A 23,494-nucleotide genomic window follows, 5' to 3' on the forward strand; every position below is an offset into this window, starting at 1 on the left:
GGGCCCGGGTGACCGGGTGCCCCGCCACGGCCCCTGGCTCGCGGCGGGGACGGGTCGGACCCGCGGGATCAGGCCGGAACGCGGCCGTCCGGCGAGTAGCGGTCGATCGCGTTAGGCAGTTCGCGGGAGAGGCGCGCGAGCAGTTCGTCGCGCGAGAGGCCGGTCTGCTGCGCGAGGGTTGCGAGTACGTCGGGACCGATCGCCTTCTCCAGGTCGGAGGATGGCAGGTCGCGATTGGGGCCCTGGTTGACCCAGGATTGCGCGGCCTCGCCATGGCCGTTCCGGGTGAAGTGGTCGACGAGCTCGTTCAGTCCGCTGGCGATCAGCCCGCCGACGCCGCCCGCGCCCGCACCGCCCAGGAGCCCGCCAAGGCCCGACGGTATGTCAGTCCGGCCAGCGGGCGAGGCGCCCTGCCCCACCTGTGCCGTGCCCTGCCCCGCGGGCGTAGGCGGCTCCTTGCCCAAGCCCCCGAGCAATTCGGCGATCTTGTCCCGGTTCTGGTAGCCCGCGACCGCGAGCAGCCCGAGCAACGCCGTCATCGACGGATATCCGCGACTCATCACGATTCCTCCCTGGTTGCTGCGACCACAAGGAGCCGCGCGCCGCTTGGTTCCGGCCGAGGGGCCTGCGGGTGCGCGTTCGAACGCGCGCCCGATCGGAGTTCCGAGGCGCAGGACACGCCGATGCGGCGGGCAGGCGCGCTCCCGCCCGCCCCTTTCCGCTCGGTGACGGATCGCGAGACGTTCCCCTCTCTGCGCCCTGTGAGTGTCAATAGATGATACTTCCATCATAGGTTGACACCGACGAAGATTCCCGCTGTCCTGGGGACATCGTGCGATGTTCAACGCGGCCTCACCGGATCCCGCGAGGCCGGCCCAGCCGCAGAGGTTGCCCATGACGCCGATCGACGAGACGCTCCGGGACGCCATCCAGGCCTCGGTCGCGACCGGTTTCGGCGAGCAGGTCGCCTTCACGCAGGACATGATCCGCCTGGCGTCGCTGCGCGGGGCGGAGCACGCCATCCAGGATCACGTCTTCCGCGCCCTCAAGGCTCGCGGCTACGCGATGGACCGGTTCGCGATGGACCGGACCGCGATCGAGGCGCATCCGGGCGGGGCGGCCTTCACGCCGGAGCACTCGGACGCTCCGATCGTGGTCGGCATCCACCGGCCCCGCACCGAGGCAGGCCGCTCGCTGATCCTGCAGGCGCATGTGGACGTGGTGCCCCCGGGCCCCGCCGAGATGTGGACGCACGGGCCGTTCGATCCCGTCATCGAGGGCGACTGGCTCTACGGCCGCGGCGGCGCGGACATGAAGGCCGGGCACGTGGCCAACCTCTTCGCCCTCGACGCGCTGCGGCGGATCGGGATGCAGCCGGCCGCGACCGTGTACGTCCAATCCGTGGTCGAGGAGGAATCCACCGGCAACGGGGCCCTGATGACGCATCTGCGCGGCTTCCGGGCCGACGCGGTGCTGATCCCGGAGCCCGAGGACGAGAAGCTGGTGCGCGCCAATACGGGCGTCCTCTGGTTCCGCGTCGAGGTCCGGGGCATGCCGGTGCATGTGCGCGAGATGACTACCGGCTCCAACGCCATCGACGCCACCTACCGGGTCATCGCGGAACTGCGCGCCATCGAGGCGGAATGGAACGCCGCCAAGGGCGAGCATCCGCATTTCGAGGACGAGGCGCACCCGATCAACCTGAACATCGGCAAGATCGAGGGCGGGGACTGGGCCTCCTCGGTGCCGGGCTGGTGCCGGATCGATTGCCGGATCGCGTTCTACCCGGGCCAATCGGCCGCGGATGCCGCGCGCGCCATCTCCGAGCGCCTCGCCGCCTTCGCACACGCCGACACGTTCCTGGCCAACAACCCGCCGCGCGTCACCTTCAACGGCTTCCACGCCGAGGGCTACGTGCTGGAGCCGGGCTCCGAGGCCGAGGCGGTCCTGGGCGAGGCCCACCGCGCCGCGACGGGCCGCCCCCTCGAGTCGTTCATGACGGCGGGCTATCTCGATACGCGCGTCTACGCGCTCTACGACCGGGTCCCGGCGCTCTGCTACGGGCCGGTCTCGCAGAACATCCACGGCTTCGACGAGCGCGTCAGCCTCGCCTCCCTCGCGCGCATCACCACGACGATCGCGCTGTTCATCGCCCAATGGTGCGGGCTCGAACCGATCGAGGGCTGAGGCCGACACCGACAGGTCATCCGACGCGAGAGGGGCAGGACCATGAGCACGCAACCCGCCGGGGCGATGCCCGCGCCGACGAACCAGTCGCGGCGCGCCGCGATCGCGTCCTTCGTCGGCACGACGATCGAGTGGTACGACTTCTTCATCTACGGGACGGCGGCCGCCCTCGTGTTCGGCCCCCTGTTCTTCGCGGAATCGACGCCCTTCATCGCGACCCTCTCGGCCTTCGCGACCTTCGCGGTGGGCTTCCTGGCGCGCCCGGTCGGCGGCCTGATCTTCGGGCATTTCGGGGACCGCTTCGGCCGCAAGCGCGCCCTCGTCGTCACCCTGGTGATGATGGGCCTCGCGACCACGGGCATCGGCCTGCTGCCGACCTACGCGTCGATCGGCTTCTGGGCGCCGACGCTTCTCGTCTTCCTGCGCCTGATCCAGGGCGTCGCGGTGGGCGGCGAGTGGGGCGGCGCCGTCCTGCTCGCGGCCGAGCACGCGCCCAAGGGCCGAAGCGTGTTCTATGCCTCCTTCGCGCAGCTCGGCAGCCCCGCCGGCCAGATCCTGTCGCTCCTGGCCTTCCGCCTCGCGAGCCTCCTCGACAAGCAGGCCTTCCTCGAATGGGGCTGGCGGCTGCCGTTCCTCGTCAGCGCCGTCCTGCTCCTCGTCGGCCTGGCGATCCGCCTCGGCGTCGAGGAATCCCCCGATTTCGAGCGCACCCGGCGCGAGGTCGGCGCCGCGCAGGCGCCGATCCGCGAGGTGCTCGGCACCAGCCTGAAGCCGCTCTTCCTGGCGGCGGGCGCCAACACCATGGGGATCGCCTCGGTCTACCTCTTCAACACCTTCATGATCGCCTACACGACGCAGTATCTCGGCATCGAGCGGGCGACGATCCTCGACGCGCTCCTGGTCGGCGCCTTCGTGCAGCTCGTGATGACGCCGGTCGGGGCCCGCATCGCGGAGCTGATCCGCAACGAGCGCCTGTTCCTCCAGCTCGCCCTGGTCTGGGCGATGCTCGCCCCCTACCCGCTGTTCCTGCTCGTCGACACCCGCGCGGTCTGGGCCATCACCCTCGGCCTGTGCATCAACATCATCGGCGTCGCGACCTTCTACGCGGTGATCGCCGGCTACGTGGCGAATGCCTTCCCGACCCGGGTGCGCTACACGGCGATCTCGATCGCCTACCAGTTCTGCGGCGCGATCGCGGGCGGGCTGACGCCGGTCATCGGCACCATCTTGGCCGAGCAGTTCCGCGGGCATTGGTGGCCGATCGCCGCCTTCGGCACGACGCTGGCGCTGATCTCCTTCGTCTGCGTGACGCTGCTGGCCGGGCATCAGCGGCGGGCCTCCGCCCTCGCGGTCGCGGCTTAAGGGGCGGGCCCGGGCAGCGGGACGGCTTCGAACATCCCGGCCGACGGCACGGCGTTTCGCCCCCCGGCCGTTCCGTGCCATGCCTCGACGGCATGCCCGGAGCCGAATCCGCAGGACCGTAACCGGGCGGCAAGAAACGGACGAAGAGACGGGCACGCCATGGGAGAGGTCGGGATGAGGCCGGGCGAGGCGATCGCCCCGAAGCCCGGCGTGCCGCTCGTCCGGGCGCTCGAGCGCGGGGTGGCCCTGCTGAGGGCTTTCAGCGCGGAGAAGCCGAACAGGACCCTGACGGACCTCGCCCAGGCGACGAGCCTCGACAAGGGGACGGCGCGCCGGCTCCTGCACACCCTGGCGCTCTGCGGCCTCGTCGCCCACGACGAGCGGACCGGGTTCTACGCGCTGACGATCGGGGTTCTGGAACTCGGGGCCGCCGTGGAGACGGGCCGCGCGCTCCACGAGGTCGCGGCCCCCTATCTCGCCGAGATCGCCGAGACGACCCGGGCCACGACCTTCCTGTGGGTCCATCACGAGGGATCGGCGCTCTGCGTCGGGCGCGTCCGGGCGCCGGTGCCGAGCGTCGAGGTGCCCTGGTCGACCATCGGCACGCGCATCCCGCTGCATTGCGGCGCGGGCCCGCGCACGCTCCTCGCCTTCCTCCCGGCGCCGGAGCGCGAGGCCGTCCTGGCGCGCCCGCTGCCGCGGCGGACCCCCGCGACCCAGACCGATGCCGATCAGCTCCGAGCCGAGGCGGCGCGCATCCGGGCGCAGGGATGGGAATTCGCCGTGGACGACTTCGTCATGGGTCTCTGCGCCCTCGGCGCGCCGATCTTCGAACCGGGCGGCGCGCTCGCGGGCTCGCTCAGCATCACGACCCTGACCGGCCAGATCGCCCAGGATGAGGTGGCGCACCACCTTCGTCCGATCCTGAGGGCCGCGGCCGAGATCCGCGCGAAACTCGGCTGACGCACCGATCCGCGCCGGCCCGGCGCGGTCACGGGGTCGCGCCGAAATCCGAGAGCAGCGCCGAGAGGGCTTTCGGCTCGACATGGACCGAGCCCGCGAAGGGGTGATCGATCGCGACGATCACGAGGAGACCGGAGAAGATCAGGACCGAGAGCATCCCGGTCATGATCGTCTGCACCAGCAGGTTCTCGGCCCCGAAGAAGAAGGTGAAGGCCGTCGTCAGCACGGCGCCGCTGAACAGCACCAGCCACAGGATGTCCGGGACGCTGCCGGAGGCCATGATCAGGCGGTCGCGGCGCGCCTCCGTCACGAGGTCGAGCTGGTGCAGGATCTCGCCGAACAGGGTCTCCCCCCGGGTCTCGCCCGGGGCGATGGACAGGACGATCCGGTAGAGCGCGTCGAGCTCTTGGCGCGAGGCCGGGCTCGCCGCGCCGTGCTCCATCGCGGGCCAATCCCCGTCGATCGTCGCCGCGACGTAGCGGGTCAGCCCGGCGCGCAATTCGGTCCGCGACCGCGCCTCGATCCCGTCCGTCAGGCGGTAGAGCGTCGCGAGCGCGCCGGCCTCCTGCGCCACCTTGCGCTCGGCCTCGCCGAACTTCTCCCACACCACGATCACCGCGAAGGCCAGCAGCACCGCGTAGAGGACCCCGACGGTGGCGAATTTGAAGCCCGCCACCTCGTTGTTGGTGCGCAGCCTCGCGAAGCTGACGCGGCGGCGGATCAGGATCGGCCCGAACATCGCCACGAGCGTGGGCAGCCCGACGAGGAGGATCCCGGACAGCCAGAGGGGTAAGCTCGTCAGGAACATCCAGCCCGGTCCGGCACGCCCGCCCGCGGACGCCGTCGCGATCGGCGCGCGGCCGGAGGGTAGCATCGGGACTGGTCCCGGGCAGCCCTCGGTCACCGAGCGGACCCTGCGCGCGGCAGGCGCCGGCCATCCGCCCCAGACCCGGCGCCGGTCGCCCGTCGCCCGTCGCCCGTACCGTTCCTGACCGAATTCGGCCTCGCCACCCTATCGCCGCGAAGCAACACACACATTTGCCGTTCCGGACTTGGACGGAAGCGTAGCGTAGGAGCGTCACATGGCGGAACAGGCCCAGGTATCTTTCGCATCAATACTGCAAACAGCTTGGGAGCTGACGCAGACAGTCAGGAGCGAGACCGGGATCGCCGTAGAGCTGAGGCTGACGACCTTGGGCCTCACCGCCCTGTCCGGCGACTTCCTCTGCAGCCGCATGGCGACCGTCTCCTGGCGCGAACTCGCGGAGGCACGCGATCTGCCCGATCGCCTCGCCCACGCCATCCGCGACGTGGCGGACCGCCCGAGGCCCCATCTCCAGCCCCTCGGGCAGGACCGGCCGGCGCCCGAAGGAACGTCGATCCCGCGGGATCCGCCTCGGGTCCCGGCGCGGGCGCGCCAGAACGCGGGCGGACGGCAAGGGACGGGACGCGCGAAGGCGACGAAGCAGACCCGCAAGCAGTCGCAGCGATAGGAGCCCGGCCCCCGAGGCAAGGGTCACCCAAGGAAGGATCAGCCGAGCTCGAAGGTCGTCACCCCGAAGGTCTCGGCGAGGGGCAGGTCCGGCCGCGCGCCACGATACATCCGGGCCGTCTCGAACGAGGGCGCGAAGGCGAGGGATTCGGCGAGCCGCACCGCCGCCCGGTTCGGCTCGGACACGTCGATCGCCACCGGCCCGGCGACGCCCTGGATCAGGTCCGTGAGGAGCGCCTCCGCCACGGCGGCATCGCGCGCGAACAGGGGCCCGACCTTGTGACCGAGCCGGCAGGCGCGCCGGACGCCGTAGCCCACGACCCTGCCATCGGCCAGGTAGGCCCGCGCGCGCCGGCCCTCGCCCCGCAGCCAGCAGCGCAGGAAGGCGTCGCGCGGGGCGGGGAAGAAGCGCCGGTCGAAGGCGAGCACGGCCGGCAGGAGGACGTCGTCGACGGGCACGATCCGGGGATCCGGCGGCCCCGGAGGCCGGGGCGGACCGGTGAAGCGGATGTTGCGATAGGCGGTCACGAAGCCCGCCCGCGCGTAATCGGCCTGCCGCTCGACTACGCCGTCGAGGCCGACGCGGTAGCCTGCGAGGCGTTCGAGGCCGGCGGCCCAGAGGCGGCGGCCGAAGCCCCGCCCCCGCCAATCCGGCCGCACGATGTAGAGGCCGAGGAAGCCGAACGCCTCCGCGTAGCGGACGACGGAGATCGAGCCGACCGGCTCGCCGTCCGCGCACAGCATCAGGAATCCCGCGGGATCGGCGGCCATAAAGCAATCAGCGTCGTGCAGGCCGGGGTTCCAGCCCTCCTGGGCGGCCCAGTCGAGGGCCGTCTCGAGATCGGAGGACGACATCGTCCGGATCGTGATCGGGCCTTGGGGCGCGCGGCTCATGGCAGGGGCTCTCCTCGTCGTCCCTGGCGCCCGGGCGGGCACCTCCGGCTCGCGGCGAGCGGCGTCCCCCGGTCAGGCGATGCCGGGATCGAGGAACCGGTGAATGGCCTGGACGACGACCGACCCTTCGCCGACGCCCGATGCCACGCGCTTGACGGAGCCCGCCCGGACATCCCCGACCGCGAAGATGCCGGCGGTGGGCGTGGCGTAGGGCGAGGGCGCCGCCGCGCCGTTCTCCGGAAGCCCGGTCACCACGAAGCCCTTGGGGTCGAGGGCGAGGCAGCCGTCGAGCCATTCCGTGTTGGGATCGGCGCCGATCATCACGAACACGCTGCCGATGCGGTGGGTCTCGCGCGCGCCCGTCCGCCGGTCGGTCCAGGCGACCTCGCGCAGAAGCTCGTCCCCCGCCAGAGCGGTGATCTCGGTCCGGACATGCAGGCTGATGCGCGGCGAGGAGGCGATGCGCTGGATCAGGTAATCCGACATCGTCGCGGCGAGCCCCTCCGACCGGACCAGGATGTGGACATGGGCGGCGCTGCGGGAGAGGAACACGGCGGCCTGGCCGGCCGAGTTGCCGCCGCCGACCACCACCACCCCCTCGCCGGTGCAGAGGTTCGCCTCCATGGCGGTGGCGGCGTAGTAGATGCCCTGGCCCTCGAAGCGCTCGTAATCCGGCACGTCGAGCTTGCGATAGCGCGCGCCCGTGGCGACCACGACGGACCGGGCCGGGATCGTGCTGCCATCCTCGAGGCGGAGCCGGAAGGGCCGGTCACTGCAATCGAGGCCCGTCACCATGCGGGAGAGCGCGAGGCGCGCCCCGAATTTCTGCGCCTGGACCTGCGCGCGGCCCGCGAGGGCCTGGCCGGAGATGCCGGTCGGAAAGCCGAGATAATTCTCGATCTTGGACGAGGTGCCGGCCTGCCCGCCCGGTGCCAACCCCTCGATCACGACGGTCTGGAGCCCCTCCGAGGCGGCGTAGACCGCCGCCGCGAGGCCGGCCGGACCGGCCCCCACCACCGCCACGTCGAAGACATGCGCCGGATCGAGGGCTTCCGTCAGCCCGAGGGCGTCCGCCAACTCCGCGTTCGTCGGATTGCGCAGGATCACCTCGCCCGGCGCGATCACCACCGGCAGGTCGTCCGGATGGAAGCCGCAGCTGCCGAGGAAGCTCTGCGCGTCCGGATCGAGATCGGCGTCGAGGAGACGATGCGGATAGGCGTTGCGGACGAGGAAGCGTTCGAGCCGGAGCGTGTCGCGCCGATGCCCCGAACCGAGCAGGACCACGCCGCCGACGCGGCTGCGGATCAGGCCGACCCGGCGCAGGATGAAGGCCCGCATGATGATCTCGCCGATATCCGGCTCGCCCGTCACGAGGCGGCGGAACCCGGCGCGGTCGATGCGCACCACCCGCGTCGCGCCGGTCGCCCTTCCCGAGACGAGGATCTCGCGGTTGTTGAACAGGTTCAGCTCGCCCGAGAAATGATGCGCCGCGTGGGTCGTGAAGACCTGCGGCACGCCGCGCGCGTCCTGGTCGAGGATCTCGATGCAACCGCTCAGGACGAGGAAGAAATCCACGCCCCTCTGCCCACGCGCGAAGACGAGGCTGCCATCGGGCAGGGTTTCCTCGGTGCCGTAGGCGGCAACCCGCGCGACCATCTCGTCGCTGAGGCGGGGAAAGGTCTGCGCGGTGCGCGCCTCCGGCGACGAAGGATCGAGGTCCGGTCCGGGCGAGAGCGGGTCGGCGGCCATGGGCAGATCGCGGTCCAGGCAAGACGCGGCAGGCCCGCCGGACACGAAGCGGCAGGCCCACCACGGATGAGGCGGCGGCCCCGAACTCTACGGTTCGACCGCGAGCGGGGCCAGCGCGGGTGCCGGGACCGTACGCATCTTACGCGCCAGAGGCTTGGCGCGCCGGGCTCGTGGCCGTCCCTGCGCGTGTCTCGCGCGCTGCCTTAAAGCTCGGATGAGGGCGCAGCCCGGATGCGCGCGGGGCGGCCCCGGCCGAGACCGGGACCGCCCCGCAGCGGGCGAAACCATGTCCGGCCACGCCCGAAGGCGGCTCAGTAGCCGTAGCTCCGGCGCGGATTGGCCTGCGCCGGGCCGTAGCCGGTGCCCCGCGGCTGGACCCGCGAGCCGTAATCGATCTCCCGCTGAGCCCGGCGGTTGGCCAGATAGCGGCCGCCGAGGCAGCCCGCGACGGCTCCGACGACCCCGCGCTCGGCCAGGTAATGCCCGGCAAGGCCCCCGATGATCGCCCCCTTGATGCAGCCCTTCGCCTCGGCCGCGCCGGTGCTGAGAAGGGTCACGATGACGAGGGCCGACGCGCTTGTAACGATCCGCATGTTGGTTCTCCGGGCCAATGCCCGGGTTCAACAGCTTCGCGGCGGCGGCGTTCCGCCGATCCTGTGTGACCTGCGTCACGGACGCGTGCCCGATTCTGCCGAACAAGCCCCCGGGCCGTCGCCCGGGAGGGTTTCATGTTGGTCAGGCTCGTCAGATTGTCCCTCGGCGCCCTCAGGGCCTACGGCCAGAGGCGCAGGTCCAGGGCGGAGCTCGCCCGGTTCAACAGCCGCGATCTCGCCGATATCGGGCTCCCCCGCCGGGAGGATTAGGGGCGCGGGCGCCGCGCGCACCCTGGCCTCAAGCCGGATCAAGCTGGAGCGTGCCGACCCGGCGCACCTTGAGGGCTTCGGAGCGCCCGTCGAGGATCACTTCCTGAAGCGCCTGCGCCGGCACCTGCGCGGTCGCGTAGACCGCCTCCGACACGAGCGCGACGCAGCCGAGCGCCTTGGTCAGGCCCTGCAGCCGTGCGGCGACGTTGACGGTGTCGCCGAGCGCCGTGAAGCGCGCATCCGCGTGGTCCCCCATCTCGCCGACGATCGCCATGCCGGCATGCAGCCCGATGCCGTAGCGCAGGGACTGCCCGAGATCGGCGGAGAGCAGCCGGTTCAGCCCGGCCATGTGGCTCGCGATCGCCTCGACGGCCCGCAAGGCCTCGCGCGCGCCGGTGGCCGGGTCGGTCTGCAGGCCGAACAACGCCAGCATGCCGTCGCCGAGCAGCTGGTTGACGGACCCGCCCGCATCCCGCACCGCGTCGCCCACGGCCCCGAGGAAGCGGTTGATGATGAACACGGTGTCGTAGGGCAGCCGCTCCTCGGCGAGCCGCGTCGAGCCGCGCAGGTCGATGAACATCGCCACGATGAAGCGCTCCTCGCCCGATTGCGCCCGCTCCAGTTCCCGCGCCTGGCGCAGCCGGGGACGCGGTTGGAACAGCGGCGTCACCGCGAGATCGCGACGCGGTTGCAATTGGCAGGCGAGCCGGATGTTGGGCGCCGCGCCGATGCGGTCGAGCACGGCCCGCTCGGCCCGGCTCGGAACCGGAAGCGCGAACCCATCCGCGTCCTCGGAGACCCGCACCCGGCAGGTCGAGCAGCGCCCGCGTCCGCCGCAGACGCTAGCATGCGGAATGTTGAAGCGCCGGCTCGCCTCCAGCACGTTCGTTCCGCTCGGCACCCGGACGGTGCGTCCATCGGGATAGCGGATGCGGATCGTCCCATGCCGCACCTCCGAGAGCGTGCGCAGGCCGCGCGCCGCGAGCACGAGGGCGAGGGCCGCCGCATAGGCCGCGAGCAGGCTGGCGCGCATCGCGCCGAGCTGCGCGGCCTGCGCCGGCGTGCCGAGATGCACCGGCGCCAGGGCCTGCGCGCGCCATGCGGGATCCTGGGCGAGCAGCGCGACGCTGCGGCCGCCCTGAACGAAGCCGAGCAGCGCCAGGACCGGCACCAGCACCGCGCCGGCCAGCAGCCAGGGGCTCGCCGCCGGGAAGCCCGGCTTGAGCCGGAGCCAGAAATACCATCCGACGCAGCCATGGAGCCAGGCGACGACGAGGACCACCGCCTGCATCACCCCGTTCTGCGGCGCGGCAACCCAGAAGGCGTAGAGTTCCTGCGCGTATCCCCGTTCGAGCCCCTCGGTGGCGAAGGCAATCCGGGTCGCGACGATGTGGGTGACGAGGAGGGGCGGGATCGCGAGCCCGAGCAGCAATTGCACGGCCTCCCAGAGGCGCACGCGGAAATAGCGGCGCTCGTAGAGCGCGTAGAGCCCGAGCAGGAGATGGCCGACGAGGGCCGCGTAGAGGACGAGGAGGCCGAGCGGGTTGAGCCAGATCGCGGCGGCCACGGTGAGGCCCGCCTCCATCGCGCCGAGCGAGATGTTGCCCAGGGCATGGTTGACGAGATGCGTCAGGATGTAGGCGAACAGGACGAGGCCCGTCCCGAGGCGCAGCTGACGCAGCGTGAGGCGCCTCAGGGCCGCGAGAGGCCGCGGCCGGCTGACGCTGCGGGGAGGCTCGGCCAAGGTTCGGTGCATGTCGACGTATCGGTCCGCGATGCCCGCTCCCGGCCGCTATAGCATAGCCGCCGTCGCGCGGACGCATCCGGAAGTTGCGCGAGATCGATCGCCGAATTCTTGGCCTCGCGCCAGACGCGCGGCGCGCGAGAGACATCTCACCCGCAACCATTCCTGGTGGCCGTCGCGGATGTGGGGCCCACGGCCTCGAAGGCCGCGGAGCCCTGCGGAGCGCTCCGGGCGGGCAAGCCGGTCAGAGCCGCCGGCATCCTGCCGTATCGCGGCAGGCCCGCCTCAGCCGTCCTGGAGCGCCTGCGCGCGGACCGGAAGCCGCCAATTGGGGCGGATGAAGTGGCAGGTATAGCCGTCGGGACGCCGCTCCAGGTAATCCTGGTGCTCGGGCTCGGCCTCCCAGAACGGGCCGGCCGGCGCCACCTCGGTGACGACCTTGCCGGGCCAGAGGCCGGAGGCGTTCACGTCCGCGATGGTGTCCTCGGCGACCGGCCTCTGGGCGTCGCTCGTGGTGAAGATCGCCGAGCGGTAGCTCAGGCCACGATCGTTGCCCTGGCGGTTGAGCGTCGTCGGGTCATGGATCTGGAAGAAGAACTCGAGGATCCGGCGATAGCTCGTCCGCGCCGGATCGAAGCTGATCTCGATCGCCTCGGCATGGGTCCCGTGGTTGCGGTAGGTCGCGTTCGGAACGTCGCCCCCCGTGTAGCCGACCCGGGTCGACACGACGCCCTCCTGGCGCCGGATCAGGTCCTGCATGCCCCAGAAGCAGCCGCCCGCCAAAATCGCCGTCTCGCTCATCGCTCATCTCCCGTTGCGCGCGCGATCGGGCGCCATCCCGATCGCGCGGCTCAAACCCGAAGGGTGCGCCCGTTATGTGTGGCGTGGGGCCTCATCCTGCCACGCGGCGAAGCGCCTCCGGCTCGGCCGGAAAGCAGCCTTGGCCGGATTCGAGCGCCAGGAGCTGCCGCTTGATAGCGAGGCCGCCGGCGAACCCGTCAACGCGCCGCTCGCCCCGATCGCCCGATGGCAGGGCGTGACGATCGAGATCGGGTTCCGGCCATTGGCGGCGCCGACAGCCCGCGCGGCTTTCGGATGGCCGATCTGCCGGGCGATGTCGCCGTAGCTGCGCGTCTGCCCGAACGGGATCGTCAGCAGGGCCGCCCAGACCGTCTTCTGGAACTCCGTCCCGATCAGGTCGAGGGTCAGCGCGAAGGCGCGCCGCTCGCCCGCGAAATACTCGCCGAGTTGCCGCTCCACCGCGCGCAGGACCGGATGCGCGGGCATCGCGGCGGTCACGTTCAGGCGGACGCGGCTCGGATCGTCATTCTCCCACAGGATGGCCGCGAGGCCCCGGTCGCTCGCGATGACCGTCAGGGCGCCGACCGGGGACGGCACGATCGTGGAGACATAGGCCAAGGGCATCGCCTCTGCTGACATGGGCACCGCCTCTGCTGACATGGGCATCGCCTGCGCTGACATGGGCCGCAGCCCGCGTTCCGGATCCGCCGCGCGGGGCGGGGGTGGTCTCTCGGGCTTCAGGGACCGAACACGTCGTTCAGGCGCCTGGCGGGGGCTGCCCCCGCCAGATCCTCGAACGAGCCGGCCCGCATGCGCTCGGCGGCGGCCAGCACCGCGCCCCAGCCGATTCGGGCGAGCGACCCGCCGACGCTGATGCGCCGGACGCCGAGTTCGGCGAGGTCGGCCATCCGCTGCCCGGGATCCATCACCAGCACGTTGAGGGGCTTGGGCGCCACCGCCCGCACCATCGCGGCGATGGCCTCCCGCCCGCGCACGCCCGGCGCGTAGAGGCAATCGGCGCCCGCCTCCGCGAAGGCGACGAGCTTGTCGATCGCCGGGCTCAGGGCCTGGGGATCGATCAGCAACCCCTCGGTCCGGGCGACCAGGACGACGTCCTCCCCGGAGGCGTCGATCGCCGCGCGCGCGGCGCGGATGCGCTCCACCGCGAACCCGAGATCGTGGAGGCCCGACGGGGTGCCGTCCCGGTCCTCGATGGAGAGGCCGGCCACGCCCGTCCCGATGGCGCGCGCGACGTTCCGCGCGACCCCCTCGGGATCGGGGGCGAACCCGGCCTCGTAATCGGCGTTCACCGGCAGGTCGACCGCCGCGCAGAGGGCGCTCAGGTGGGCCAGCACGTCGTCGCGGGTCACCGCGTAATCGGGGCGGCCCGCCGTCCAGGCGAAACCCGCGCTGGTCGAGGCCAGGGCGGAGAAGCCGAGATGCTGCAGCAGGCGGGCGCTGCCCAGGTCCCACGGATTGGGCAGCACGAAGCACCCGGCCTCGTGGAGGGCACGGAAGGCGGCGCGCTTCTCGGCGACGGTCCGGGTCATCGCAATCCTCCTCGCCCGTTCGCATCGCGCGACGGCGCCCGACGATCATCGCCGATCGCGGGCCCGGGGCAAGCGCGCGGCCGGGCCGGGAGGGCGCGAGGCTGTGCACGGCGCCCGTCACCGGGCACGCGGGCGCGAGGCGGATGACCGGCCGGGAACCCGCAGGTGGGTTCCCGGCGCAACGCCGCTGTGGCCTGGACGAGCGCGGCGGGCGGGGCCGGGACTCCGAGAGGCCGCCCGCGCCACCGCCGCGCCCTCGGCGGGAGCGCCACGAGCAGGGAGAATTTTTAATCCAGTTTGCAGCAACTCTAATATAGTTTAGAACACTTCCATAACATAGTCCTTGGCCTAAAACCTAAAACTGGTAGGAAAACGCTCACCCGTCGCAAGGCGTGCGTTAACGTAGAATTATTGCTCGTTCTCGCGCCGCGTAGAGCGCCGGAACAACAGTGATACCGGCAAGATATGACACAGCGCGTCTTTGGGCACACCCTGCATGGGTCCCTCTATGCTGCACTTCTCTCGACAACTTGCAGCTTGCTGATGCCGGGCGTGAGCGTGGCGCAATCCGCTCCGGCGGCTGACATCGAGCTGAACGAGCTGAGCGTGGCCGGCGAGGGCGCCGGGCGCAGCCTCGGCGGCGCCCTGTACGGGCCCGGCGGCGCCCTCGGCCCCGTGCCGGGCTACGTCGCCAGCCGCAGCACCGTCGGCACCAAGACGGACACGCCGATCCTGGAGACGGCGCAATCCGTCTCGGTCATCGGCCGCAAGCAGATCGAGGAGCAGAACGCGCTCACCGTCAACCAGGCCCTGCGCTACACCCCGAGCGTCACCACCGAGCAGCGCGGCGGCGCCGGCTCGACGCGGCTCGAGCAATTCTATATCCGCGGCTTCACCGCACCGGTCTTCCTGGACGGGCTCGTCCTGCCGGGCAGCCGCGACGCCTTCCCGACGGTCGATCCCTTCCGGCTCGAGCGCATCGACATCATCAAGGGGCCGGCCTCGGTCCTGTACGGCCAGTCCGGACCGGGCGGCATCGTCAACCTCGTCTCGAAGGTCCCGCAATTCGTCCGCCACGGCGAGATCTTCGTGCAGGGCGGCGGCTTCAACGAGGTGCGGGGCGGCCTCGACGTCGGCGGGCCGATCCCGTCCGAGGCCGGGCCCCTGGCCGACCAGTTCGCCTACCGGGTGATCGCCGGCGGCTGGAAGGGCGACGGGCCGGCGGTGACCACGCAGGTCGAGCGCGTCTTCATCAACCCGAGCCTGACCTGGCGCCCGTCCACGGACACCCAGCTCACCGTCATCGGCAATTACCAGCGCGATCCGTTCTCGGGCTTCTACGGCGGCTTCCCGGCGGTCGGCACGGTCTTCCCCAGGAATTTCGGCAACGGCTTCACCGGGCGCCTCCCGGTTGATTTCTACGACGGCGACCGCAACTTCGAGCGCTCGGACCGGACGCAGGGCTCGATCAGCTACCTGTTCGACCACCGCTTCAACGACAATCTGCGCTTCCACTCGGCGGGCCGCTACCTCTACACCGAGGGCGATTATCGCAGTGTCTACAGTGCCTTCAACACCGCCAACGGTCCATTCACGAGCGGGCCGATCATCAGCCGCTCACGCGGCGGCACAAATGTCGAGATCGACGCCTTCACGATCGACAACAACGTCGTGGCGAACTTCGACACCGGCATCTTTGCCCACACCGCATTGCTCGGCGTCGATCATCGCACTTTCCGCACCCACACGCTCTCCGGCCCTTTTCCAGCAGCTCCTAGCCTGAACGCGCTGGCGCCGAACTACTTCACGAACATCCCGGAAGTTCCCTTCACCTCGGATGCGACGATCACCGCCGAGCAGACCGGCGTGTATGTCCAGGACCAAGTCAAATTCGATCGCCTCGTGCTGACGCTCGGCGGGCGCTACGACACCGCCCGGCAGACTGGCCCAACCCGGACGATCGCGACCGGTGTCGTCGCCAATCAGGACGTGCCGGCGGACGCGTTCACCTACCGGGCAAGCTTGCTCTATCTGTTCGACAGCGGTGTCGCGCCGTACGTCTCGTACAGCGAGGCCTTCGAGCCGATCACCACCGGCCGCATCTTCGACACCGCCTTCGGCACCGCGGGACGCATTCCCAACCCCATTGCGAGCAATCAGTACGAGGCCGGCATCAAGTACCAGCCGCCCGGGACCGACATCCTGCTGACCGCCGCGGCCTTCGACATCCGCCGCTCGAATGCAACGAACCCGGATCCGGTCAATAACGGCTTCGTTGTGCAGACGGGCGAAGTCGGCGTGCAGGGGATCGAGTTCGAGGCGCGCGCGAACATCACCGAGGGCCTGACCCTGGTCGGCGGTTTCTCGCTGCTCGATATTAAGAACACCCGCGACATCACCACGACGAGCAACGACCTGACCGGGCAGCAGGTGCCGCTCCTCGGCCGCAGCCCGGTGCTGGTGCCCGACTCCACGGCCTCGTTGTTCGCGAACTACCGCTTCACGGACGGGCCGCTCATCGGGCTCGGGATCGGCGGCGGCGTGCGCTATCTCGGACCGTCCTGGGGCGATCCGGCGAACACCTTCAAGGTGCCGGCGAGCGTTCTCCTCGATGCGGTGCTCTCCTACGACCTGAAGCACCTCGACGCCTCGCTCCAGGGCTTCCAGTTCCAGCTCAACGCCAACAACTTGCTCGACGAGCGCTACGTCACGGGCTGCTTCAGCTACTCGGGCTGCTATTACGGCCTGCCGCGTACAGTCTACGCGACCCTGCGCTATCGCTGGTAAGGGCACGTCCGGATGCGCAACGGTTTCCGTCAATCGATGGCATGGCTGCACGCCTGGTCGGGCCTCGTGGTCGGCTGGGTGCTCTTCGCCGTCTTCGTCACCGGCACCGCCAGCTATTACAAGCCCGAGATCTCGCGGTGGATGCAACCCGAACTGCGCCAAAGCGGAGATCTCGGTCCCGAGGCTACGGCGAGGGCAGCGGAGCGCGCCATCGTCTACCTACAGGAGCACGCGCAGGAGGCTCGGTCATGGTTCATCACGCTGCCGACACCCGAGAAGCCGGCGGTGGGGCTGTTCTGGCGGAAAGGCCCCGGCCAACCACCCAATCAAGTCCTGCTTGATCCTGAAACCGGAATCCCGGCCGCAGTGCGTGAGACGCGGGGCGGCGACTTCCTCTACCGCTTCCATTTCGAGCTGCATCTGCCGCCGATCTGGGGGCGGTGGATCGTCGGCATCTGCGCCATGATCATGCTGGTGGCGCTGATCTCCGGCATCATCACCCACCGGCGCATCTTCGCGGACTTCTTCACCTTCCGGCGGGATAAGTCGGCCCAGCGCGGCTGGCTCGACGCACACAACGTCACGGGCGTTCTGGCTCTGCCCTATCACCTGATGATCACCTATACGGGCATTGTCACGTTCGGGCTGATGTACATGCCCTGGGGCGTGCAGACCGCCTACAAGGGCGACCAGCCGCGCTTCTTCGCGGAATCCGGCCAGATCACCGCCCCGCGCCCGCCTTCGGGTCAGCCCGGCACGCTGGCCCCCGTCGGCCCGATGGTGCGCCAGGCGATGGCCACGATCCCGGAGCCGCTGGAGCGCCTCTCGATCATCAACCCGAAGGACGCGAACGCGTCGGTCGTGGCGGTGTTCGAGGAGCCGCACGGGCTCTCCCACGAGCATCCCCAGATCGCCTTCGACGGCACGACTGGCGCGGTCCTGGAAATGCGGGCGGGCGGGCTGAAGCCGGCGTCCAAGACCTTCACCACGATGGTGGGCCTGCACGAGGCGCATTTCGCCAGGCCCACCCTGCGGATCCTGTTCTTCCTGTGCGGGCTCGCCGGCTGCGCCATGGTGGCGACCGGGCTCCTGCTCTGGTCGGTGGCGCGCCTGCCGAAGCCCGGCGCGCAGCGTTCCGTCGGCCTGCGGCTCGTCCAGGGCCTCAACGTCGCCACCGTGGCCGGCCTGCCGGCGGCCGTCGCGGCCTATTTCCTGGCGAACCGGATCCTGCCCGTCGGGCTGGCGGACCGGGCCGCCTGGGAGGTCCGCGGGTTCTTCGCCGTCTGGCTGCTCATCGGCCTCGTCGCCCTGCTGCGCCCGCAACGCCGCGCCTGGCCCGAGATGCTGACGGCGGCGGCCGCCCTGTACGCGGCCGTCTGCGCCGCGGACGCCCTGCGGATCGCCCGGGATGGCCTCGCCGGGGCGCCCGCCGTCGAGCCGGTCTTCCTCGGCTTCGATGCCGCGATGCTCGTGCTCGCCGGCCTCCTCCTCGTCGCGGCCCGGAAGGCCGCCCGCCACGAGGGCACCCGCCGCGCGCCGGCGGCGCGGAACACGGCGCCGGCGCGACGCCGCTCCGCGATGCTGGAAGCCGGGGAGTGAGTGGGGGGCCGGCGCCGCGATCATCCAGCGCCGGCCCGCCGCGTCAGGGCTCGATCAGGATGGCGCCGACGACGCGGCGCGCCTCGGCCGCCTCATGCGCCTCCACCACCCGGTCGAGGGAGAAGCGCTCCCCGATATCGACCCGGACATGTCCCCGGCCGATCGCGTCGAAGAGGTCGGCCGCGTTGGCCCGGAAGGTCGCCGCGTCGGCATTGTGCGGGAACACCGAGGGCCGCGTCAGGAACAGGCAGCCCTTCTTGTTCAGGAGCTCCGGCTCGATCGCGGGCGGGGGACCGGAGGCGCCCCCGTAGGAGACGACGAGCCCGAACGGGGCCGCGCAATCGAGCGAGCGGATCAGCGTGTCCTTGCCGACCGCGTCGTAGACGACGCGCGCCTTGCGGCCGCCCGTGGCCTCCAGGAACGCCGTCGGCCACTCAGGCTCATTGAGGTCGACCACGGCCTTGCAACCGGCGGCGAGCGCGGCGTCGCGTTTCTGCGGGGATCCGGTGGTGCCGATGACGGTGGCGCCGAGGGCGGTCGCCCAGCGGGTCAGGATCTGTCCGACGCCGCCGGCCGCCGAATGGACCAGCAGGAGCTCGCCCGGCTGGACGGCATGAGTCTTCCGGAGCAGGTACTGCGCCGTCATGCCCTTGAACAGGAGCGTGGCCGCGGCCTCGTCGCTCACCCCGTCGGGCAGCACCACGAGCTTGTCCGCCGGGACGTTGCGTCGGTCCGCATAGGCCCCGACGCCGGCATTCATGTAGGCGACCCTGTCGCCGGTCCGGATCTCGGCCACGCCCGGCCCCACCGCCTCGACGGTCCCGGCCGCCTCGAACCCGAGTCCGGTGGGGCTCGGCAGCGGATAGGCGCCCTTGCGCTGGTAGACGTCGATGAAGTTGAAGCCGACCGCCGTCTGGCGGAGCTGGACCTCCCCCGGGCCCGGATCCGGCAGATCCTCGGTCCTCACCGACATAACCTGCGGCGGACCGAATTCCGTGATCACCACGCTGCGTCTGGTCGACATGGGGGGCTTGCCTCCTGGGATCTGCCTGTCCGGGCGCCGGGCGAGCCTCACCGGTCTCGTCCCCGCATCCTCGCACGATGGATCGCTTGTCTTACGCGAAGTGAGCGGCGAAGCGCGCGAGCAATCTGCGAAAGGCCGGCCGATCGGGGACGGCGATCGCGGCGCTCAGACGAGCGCCATCAGGCTCGCATTGCCGCCGGCCGCGCTGGTGTTGATGCTGGTCGCGCGCTCGGTGAGGAGCCAGGCCAGAGGGTAGGACGTCTCGCCCGCCGCATCGGGCCGGGCCACGTGGATCGGCACGATCGGCCCGGGGCGGCGGGCGAGCGTCCCGGCGAGCGCGATCAGCGCGGGGGCCGGCCCCTGCCACAGCACGGCCGCGACCGCGTCGAGATCCCCCGCCGCCTCGACCGCGATCCAGGGCCGCAGGCTCGATGGCAGATCCGCGAGCGCGGCGCGCGCCGATTCCGGGGCCCGCACCACGGCGCGGTTGCCGGTGGCGAGCGCCGCCGCGACCTGGGCGAGCATTGCCGCCTGCGTCTGCGCCGCGCAGAGAACCGACCCTCGCGGGTGGAACGCGTAGAGGTTCGTCTCGCCAACCGGGCCCGGCAGCGTGATCTCCCGGCCGAGAAGGCTCCGGGGAATCGCGGCAGGTTGGCCCCGCGCGCGCAGCCAATCCGCCCAGGCCCTCGCGGCGGCCGGCCACGGGCCGATTCCGGTCTCGGCCTGGTCGGCCAGGCGCGGCTCGGGAGAGCCGCTCGCGAGCAGCCGGCGCAGGTAGAGCGGCCCGCCGGCCTTCGGACCGGTGCCGGACAGCCCATGCCCACCGAAGGGCTGGACGCCGACGACCGCGCCGACGAGGTTGCGGTTAACGTAGACGTTGCCGGCCCGGCTGAGGGCCCGGGCCCGCGCGACCGTCTCGTCGATGCGCGTATGCACCCCGAAGGTCAGGGCGTAGCCGGTCGCGTTGATCTCCGCCATCAGCCGTTCGAGGCCGTCGCGGGGGTAGCGGACCACGTGCAGCACCGGCCCGAACACCTCCCGGGTCAGCTCCGCGACGCGGGTCAGCTCGATCACGGTCGGGGGCACGAAGCTACCCTCGGCGCATGCGGGCGGGAGCGTGGCCTGGTGCACGCGGCGCCCGGCCGCCCGCATCCCGGCCACATGGGCCAGGATCCCGGTCGCCGCCTCCGCGCTGATCACCGGCCCGATATCGGTCGCGAGCCGGTCGGGATTGCCGAGGCGGAGCTCGGCCATCGCGCCCTTGAGCAGGCCGAGCGTCCGGTCAGCCACCTCCTCCTGAAGGCAGAGCAGGCGGAGCGCCGAGCAGCGCTGCCCGGCCGAGTCGAAGGCGGAGGCGAGGACATCCGCCACCACCTGCTCGGTGAGGGCCGAGGAATCCACCACCAGGGCGTTCTGGCCGCCGGTCTCGGCGATCAGCGGCACGGGCCGCCCGTCGGGGTTCAGCCGCTCGGCGAGCGCGGCCTGGATCTGCCGGGCGACCTCGGTCGAGCCCGTGAACATCACGCCCCGGACCCGCGCATCGGCCACGAGCTTGGCGCCGACCGCCCCGCCCCCGGGCAGGAATTGCAGGGCCGGGACCGGCACGCCGGCTTCGTGGAGCAGGCGCACCGCCTCGGCGGCCACCAGGGGCGTCTCCTCGGCGGGCTTGGCCAGGACCGCGTTCCCGGCCGCGAGGGCGCCCGCGACCTGCCCGGTGAAGATCGCGAGCGGGAAGTTCCAGGGACTGATGCAGAGCACGGGCCCGAGGGCTCGATGCGCCGGCGTGAAGTCGCTGGCCTGCGCCGCGTAGTAGCGCAGGAAATCCACGGCCTCGCGGATCTCCGCGACCGCGCTCGGGACAGACTTGCCCGCCTCGCGCACGAGGAGGCTGATGAGCGCGGCCCGTCGGCCTTCCAGCTGCGCGGCCGCCCGCATCAGGCAGGCGGCGCGCTCGGGGGCCGGCTTGGCGGCCCAGTCGTCGTGGGCGGCATCGGCCGCGGCGAGCGCCGCCTCGACCTCCGCGGCCCCGGCCTCCACCACCGTGCCGACCCGGTCGCGCCGGTCCGCCGGGTTGAGGACGGGCGCCGCGACCGCGTCGGGAGACCCGACGCGCGGGGCCTCGGCCAGGATCGGGGCGGCCCGCCAGGGCGCCGAGCCGCCTTCGCGCAGCGCCGCCCCGAGGTCGGCGAGCGCGCGCTCGTTCGAGAGATCGAGGCCCGCCGCATTCGCCCGGTCCGGATAGAGGTCGCGCGGGCGCTTGATCGCCGGGTGGGGGGCGCCGAGGGGCTCGATCGCCCGCGCCTGCGCGACGGGGTCGCGGGCAAGCTCCGCGACCGGCACCGCCGGATCGGCGATGCGGTGGACGAAGGAGGAATTGGCGCCGTTCTCTAGGAGCCGGCGCACGAGGTAGGCGAGCAGGGTCTCGTGCGTGCCCACCGGCGCGTAGATGCGGCAGGGCCGGTTGAGCGCATTGTGGCCCACCACCTCCTCGTAGAGGGCCTCGCCCATCCCGTGCAGGCACTGAAACTCGTAATCCCCGGTCTCGAAGCGGTCTCCCCCCATCGCATGGATGGCGGCCAGGGTCTGGGCGTTGTGGGTGGCGAATTGCGGGAAGACCGCGTCGGGCGCGGCCAGGAGCTTGGCCGCGCAGGCGAGGTAGGACACGTCCGTGTGGACCTTGCGGGTGAAGACCGGGAAATCCTCCAGCCCGTCGACCTGGGCCCGCTTGATCTCGCTGTCCCAGTAGGCGCCCTTCACGAGGCGGACCATGAGCCGCCGTCCGGTCCGGCGCGCGAGGTCGATCAGAAAGTCGAGCACGAAGGGCGCGCGCTTCTGGTAGGCCTGCACCACGAAGCCGACGCCGTCCCAGCCCGCGAGAGCGGGGTCGCCGCAGAGGTCTTCGAGGATGTCGAGGGACAGATCGAGCCGGTCCGCCTCCTCGGCATCGATGTTGAGCCCGATCTCGTAGCGCCGCGCCAGCGCCGCCAGGGCGGCGGCCCGCGGCAGCAGCTCGGCCATGACCCGGGCCCGCTGGGCGCGGGCATAGCGGGGATGAAGCGCCGAGAGCTTGATCGAGATGCCGGGCCCCTCGTAGAGGCCGCGCCCGCCCGAGGCCCGGCCGATGGCGTGGATCGCCCGCTCATAATCGCCCTGGTAGCGCGCCGCGTCGGCGGCCGTCATGGCGGCCTCGCCCAGCATGTCGAAGGAGTGGCGGAAGCCCTGCGCCTCCCGGCGGCGGCTGTTCTCGAGGGCCTGCTCGATGGTCTCGCCGGTGATGTATTGCTCGCCCATCATCCGCATGGCGAGGTCGACCCCGCGCCGGATCAGCGGCTCGCCGCCGCGCGCCACGAGCCGCGTCAGCGCCGAGGCCAGGCCGCTCTCGCTGGCCGCGCCCGTGAGCCGGCCGGTGACGAAGAGCCCCCAGGTCGCCGCGTTGACGAAGAGCGAGGGGCTGTGGCCGAGATGGGCGAGCCAGTCGCCGTGCCCGATCTTGTCGCGGATCAGCGCATCGCGGGTCGCCGCATCGGGGATGCGCAGCAGCGCCTCGGCGAGGCACATCAGCGCGACGCCCTCCTGGCTCGACAGGTCGTACTCGCGCACGAGCCCGTCGACGCCGCTGCGCTGGCCCTTGGCGCGCAGGGTGCCGACGAGACGGCGCACCAGCCGGGCCGCCGCGGCGGCCTGCGCCTCGGGCAAGGCCGCCGCGGCGAGCAGGGGCGGCAGGCATTCCGGTTCGGGGCGCCGATAGGCGGCCGTGATCGCCGCGCGCAACGGGGGTTGGGGGCCCGGCCCGTCCGCGAAGGCCGCGAAGGGGCCCGTCTCCGGGGGAACAGCCCGTTGGGAAGCGCCGCCGGCCTCCCGCGCCGGATCGTCAAGCGTATCGCTCATGCAAGTCCCAGCCCCGCGCCAATCCCCGCACGAGGGCGCGGTACCGCGCTCCCGCCCCTCGCCCCGCGGTCGGGCAAGGCACGCCCGGCTCCCGGCGCCGAACCGTCCTGGCCGTCCCCAACGGGTAAGGCGGAAACCGCCGAGGCGTTCCGGGATCGGCCGGCGATCGTCCGGGACGCGATGCGGACGCTCGTGAGCGCGCGCAGCCGCCGCCCGATCGAAATGCACGTTAGCACTCTGGCCGCCGGAGTGCTAAGAAACGCGCCAGGGAGCGGATGCCCGTGTTCCGGCATCCGGAAGTTTGAGCCATCGCAGTCGCGGCCCGGGTCTCGACCCGCCGGCGCAGCCGCTTGATTGGAGCCAACCATGACATTTCGTCCGCTGCACGACCGTGTCGTCGTCCGCCGTATCGAGGGCGAGGAGAAGACCAAGGGCGGCATCATCATCCCGGACACCGCCAAGGAGAAGCCGCAGGAAGGCGAAATCGTCGCCGTCGGCCCCGGGGCCCGGGACGAATCCGGCCGCGTCAACGCGCTCGACGTCAAGGCCGGCGACCGGGTCCTGTTCGGCAAGTGGTCCGGCACCGAGGTC

General features: G+C 71.6%; 19 protein-coding genes. 8 read left to right on the forward strand and 11 right to left on the reverse strand.

Going from position 1 to position 23,494, the window contains the following annotated elements:
- Window positions 1–68: 68 nt before the first annotated feature.
- Complete coding sequence (locus tag F6X53_RS27190; protein WP_151004269.1) at window positions 69–560, reverse strand: YidB family protein; 492 nt, start codon at window positions 558–560, stop codon at window positions 69–71.
- Between the two features lie 334 nt (window positions 561–894).
- On the opposite strand from F6X53_RS27190, the gene F6X53_RS27195 reads away from it, so the two are divergent.
- The 3 genes from F6X53_RS27195 (at window position 895) to F6X53_RS27205 (ending at window position 4,512) form a co-directional block, all read left to right on the forward strand.
- A complete protein-coding gene (locus F6X53_RS27195) occupies window positions 895–2,187 on the forward strand; it encodes an ArgE/DapE family deacylase (protein WP_151004271.1) in 1,293 nt (430 codons plus the stop codon).
- 42 nt (window positions 2,188–2,229) lie between these two features.
- The gene (locus F6X53_RS27200) at window positions 2,230–3,549 is read left to right on the forward strand and encodes an MFS transporter (protein WP_151004272.1); all 1,320 of its coding nucleotides are present in this window, start codon (window positions 2,230–2,232) and stop codon (window positions 3,547–3,549) included.
- A 174-nt stretch (window positions 3,550–3,723) separates the two neighbouring features.
- Window positions 3,724–4,512 (forward strand): IclR family transcriptional regulator, encoded by a 789-nt coding sequence (locus F6X53_RS27205; RefSeq protein WP_151004274.1) that lies wholly within the window; start codon window positions 3,724–3,726, stop codon window positions 4,510–4,512.
- Window positions 4,513–4,540: 28 nt separating this feature from the next.
- On the opposite strand, the gene F6X53_RS27210 is transcribed toward F6X53_RS27205, so the two are convergent.
- Complete coding sequence (locus tag F6X53_RS27210) at window positions 4,541–5,386, reverse strand: bestrophin-like domain (protein ID WP_151004276.1); 846 nt, start codon at window positions 5,384–5,386, stop codon at window positions 4,541–4,543.
- A gap of 208 nt (window positions 5,387–5,594) precedes the next feature.
- Between F6X53_RS27210 and F6X53_RS27215 the strand changes: the two genes are divergently transcribed.
- Complete coding sequence (locus F6X53_RS27215) at window positions 5,595–6,005, forward strand: hypothetical protein (RefSeq protein ID WP_151004278.1); 411 nt, start codon at window positions 5,595–5,597, stop codon at window positions 6,003–6,005.
- Between the two features lie 38 nt (window positions 6,006–6,043).
- Here the strand turns inward: F6X53_RS27215 and F6X53_RS27220 are convergent, their stop codons facing one another.
- The 3 genes from F6X53_RS27220 to F6X53_RS27230 form a co-directional block, all read right to left on the reverse strand.
- Window positions 6,044–6,898 carry a GNAT family N-acetyltransferase gene (locus tag F6X53_RS27220; RefSeq protein ID WP_151004280.1) on the reverse strand — a complete coding sequence of 285 codons (855 nt, stop codon included), beginning with the start codon at window positions 6,896–6,898 and terminating at the stop codon, window positions 6,044–6,046.
- A 72-nt stretch (window positions 6,899–6,970) separates the two neighbouring features.
- Window positions 6,971–8,647, reverse strand: coding sequence for an FAD-dependent oxidoreductase (locus F6X53_RS27225; RefSeq protein WP_151004282.1), 1,677 nt, complete (start codon window positions 8,645–8,647; stop codon window positions 6,971–6,973).
- 311 nt (window positions 8,648–8,958) lie between these two features.
- The gene (locus F6X53_RS27230; RefSeq protein WP_151004284.1) at window positions 8,959–9,240 is read right to left on the reverse strand and encodes a hypothetical protein; all 282 of its coding nucleotides are present in this window, start codon (window positions 9,238–9,240) and stop codon (window positions 8,959–8,961) included.
- Window positions 9,241–9,375: 135 nt separating this feature from the next.
- Here F6X53_RS27230 and F6X53_RS34085 point away from each other — a divergent pair, with 135 nt between their 5' ends.
- Window positions 9,376–9,510 (forward strand): YjiS-like domain-containing protein, encoded by a 135-nt coding sequence (locus F6X53_RS34085; protein ID WP_151004286.1) that lies wholly within the window; start codon window positions 9,376–9,378, stop codon window positions 9,508–9,510.
- A gap of 28 nt (window positions 9,511–9,538) precedes the next feature.
- Here F6X53_RS34085 and F6X53_RS27240 read toward each other — a convergent pair whose 3' ends face one another.
- The 4 genes from F6X53_RS27240 to F6X53_RS27255 form a co-directional block, all read right to left on the reverse strand.
- The gene (locus F6X53_RS27240) at window positions 9,539–11,266 is read right to left on the reverse strand and encodes an adenylate/guanylate cyclase domain-containing protein (RefSeq protein ID WP_151004288.1); all 1,728 of its coding nucleotides are present in this window, start codon (window positions 11,264–11,266) and stop codon (window positions 9,539–9,541) included.
- Between the two features lie 273 nt (window positions 11,267–11,539).
- Window positions 11,540–12,055 (reverse strand): peptide-methionine (S)-S-oxide reductase MsrA, encoded by a 516-nt coding sequence (msrA, locus tag F6X53_RS27245; RefSeq protein WP_151004290.1) that lies wholly within the window; start codon window positions 12,053–12,055, stop codon window positions 11,540–11,542.
- Between the two features lie 72 nt (window positions 12,056–12,127).
- Complete coding sequence (locus F6X53_RS27250; protein ID WP_280526074.1) at window positions 12,128–12,694, reverse strand: methylated-DNA--[protein]-cysteine S-methyltransferase; 567 nt, start codon at window positions 12,692–12,694, stop codon at window positions 12,128–12,130.
- A 98-nt stretch (window positions 12,695–12,792) separates the two neighbouring features.
- Window positions 12,793–13,605 (reverse strand): isocitrate lyase/PEP mutase family protein, encoded by an 813-nt coding sequence (locus tag F6X53_RS27255; protein WP_151004292.1) that lies wholly within the window; start codon window positions 13,603–13,605, stop codon window positions 12,793–12,795.
- A 543-nt stretch (window positions 13,606–14,148) separates the two neighbouring features.
- Here F6X53_RS27255 and F6X53_RS27260 point away from each other — a divergent pair.
- Window positions 14,149–16,392: a TonB-dependent siderophore receptor gene (locus tag F6X53_RS27260; RefSeq protein ID WP_238296726.1), complete on the forward strand. Its 2,244-nt coding sequence runs from the start codon at window positions 14,149–14,151 to the stop codon at window positions 16,390–16,392.
- 12 nt (window positions 16,393–16,404) lie between these two features.
- Window positions 16,405–17,991 carry a PepSY-associated TM helix domain-containing protein gene (locus F6X53_RS27265; RefSeq protein ID WP_151004295.1) on the forward strand — a complete coding sequence of 529 codons (1,587 nt, stop codon included), beginning with the start codon at window positions 16,405–16,407 and terminating at the stop codon, window positions 17,989–17,991.
- 43 nt (window positions 17,992–18,034) lie between these two features.
- Here the strand turns inward: F6X53_RS27265 and F6X53_RS27270 are convergent, their stop codons facing one another.
- Entirely contained in the window at window positions 18,035–19,015 is a 981-nt protein-coding gene (locus F6X53_RS27270) for a quinone oxidoreductase family protein (protein ID WP_151004297.1), read from the reverse strand.
- Window positions 19,016–19,180: 165 nt separating this feature from the next.
- The gene (gene putA / locus F6X53_RS27275; RefSeq protein ID WP_151004299.1) at window positions 19,181–22,903 is read right to left on the reverse strand and encodes a trifunctional transcriptional regulator/proline dehydrogenase/L-glutamate gamma-semialdehyde dehydrogenase; all 3,723 of its coding nucleotides are present in this window, start codon (window positions 22,901–22,903) and stop codon (window positions 19,181–19,183) included.
- Window positions 22,904–23,269: 366 nt separating this feature from the next.
- Between putA and F6X53_RS27280 the strand changes: the two genes are divergently transcribed.
- The coding region (locus F6X53_RS27280) for a co-chaperone GroES (RefSeq protein ID WP_151004301.1) at window positions 23,270–23,494 on the forward strand (225 nt) is incomplete at its 3' end.

The sequence above is a fragment of the Methylobacterium soli genome, from assembly GCF_008806385.1.
Classification (GTDB): domain Bacteria; phylum Pseudomonadota; class Alphaproteobacteria; order Rhizobiales; family Beijerinckiaceae; genus Methylobacterium; species Methylobacterium soli.

Bases quoted from the DNA above. Each gene is read 5' to 3' on its own strand.
- F6X53_RS27190 (WP_151004269.1), bottom strand. From the start codon at position 560: ATGAGTCGCGGATATCCGTCGATGACGGCGTTGCTCGGGCTGCTCGCG.
- F6X53_RS27195 (WP_151004271.1), top strand. From the start codon at position 895: ATGACGCCGATCGACGAGACGCTCCGGGACGCCATCCAGGCCTCGGTC.
- F6X53_RS27200 (WP_151004272.1), top strand. From the start codon at position 2,230: ATGAGCACGCAACCCGCCGGGGCGATGCCCGCGCCGACGAACCAGTCG.
- F6X53_RS27205 (WP_151004274.1), top strand. From the start codon at position 3,724: ATGAGGCCGGGCGAGGCGATCGCCCCGAAGCCCGGCGTGCCGCTCGTC.
- F6X53_RS27210 (WP_151004276.1), bottom strand. From the start codon at position 5,386: ATGCTACCCTCCGGCCGCGCGCCGATCGCGACGGCGTCCGCGGGCGGG.
- F6X53_RS27215 (WP_151004278.1), top strand. From the start codon at position 5,595: ATGGCGGAACAGGCCCAGGTATCTTTCGCATCAATACTGCAAACAGCT.
- F6X53_RS27220 (WP_151004280.1), bottom strand. From the start codon at position 6,898: ATGAGCCGCGCGCCCCAAGGCCCGATCACGATCCGGACGATGTCGTCC.
- F6X53_RS27225 (WP_151004282.1), bottom strand. From the start codon at position 8,647: ATGGCCGCCGACCCGCTCTCGCCCGGACCGGACCTCGATCCTTCGTCG.
- F6X53_RS27230 (WP_151004284.1), bottom strand. From the start codon at position 9,240: ATGCGGATCGTTACAAGCGCGTCGGCCCTCGTCATCGTGACCCTTCTC.
- F6X53_RS34085 (WP_151004286.1), top strand. From the start codon at position 9,376: ATGTTGGTCAGGCTCGTCAGATTGTCCCTCGGCGCCCTCAGGGCCTAC.
- F6X53_RS27240 (WP_151004288.1), bottom strand. From the start codon at position 11,266: ATGCACCGAACCTTGGCCGAGCCTCCCCGCAGCGTCAGCCGGCCGCGG.
- msrA (WP_151004290.1), bottom strand. From the start codon at position 12,055: ATGAGCGAGACGGCGATTTTGGCGGGCGGCTGCTTCTGGGGCATGCAG.
- F6X53_RS27250 (WP_280526074.1), bottom strand. From the start codon at position 12,694: ATGTCAGCAGAGGCGATGCCCTTGGCCTATGTCTCCACGATCGTGCCG.
- F6X53_RS27255 (WP_151004292.1), bottom strand. From the start codon at position 13,605: ATGACCCGGACCGTCGCCGAGAAGCGCGCCGCCTTCCGTGCCCTCCAC.
- F6X53_RS27260 (WP_238296726.1), top strand. From the start codon at position 14,149: ATGCCGGGCGTGAGCGTGGCGCAATCCGCTCCGGCGGCTGACATCGAG.
- F6X53_RS27265 (WP_151004295.1), top strand. From the start codon at position 16,405: ATGCGCAACGGTTTCCGTCAATCGATGGCATGGCTGCACGCCTGGTCG.
- F6X53_RS27270 (WP_151004297.1), bottom strand. From the start codon at position 19,015: ATGTCGACCAGACGCAGCGTGGTGATCACGGAATTCGGTCCGCCGCAG.
- putA (WP_151004299.1), bottom strand. From the start codon at position 22,903: ATGAGCGATACGCTTGACGATCCGGCGCGGGAGGCCGGCGGCGCTTCC.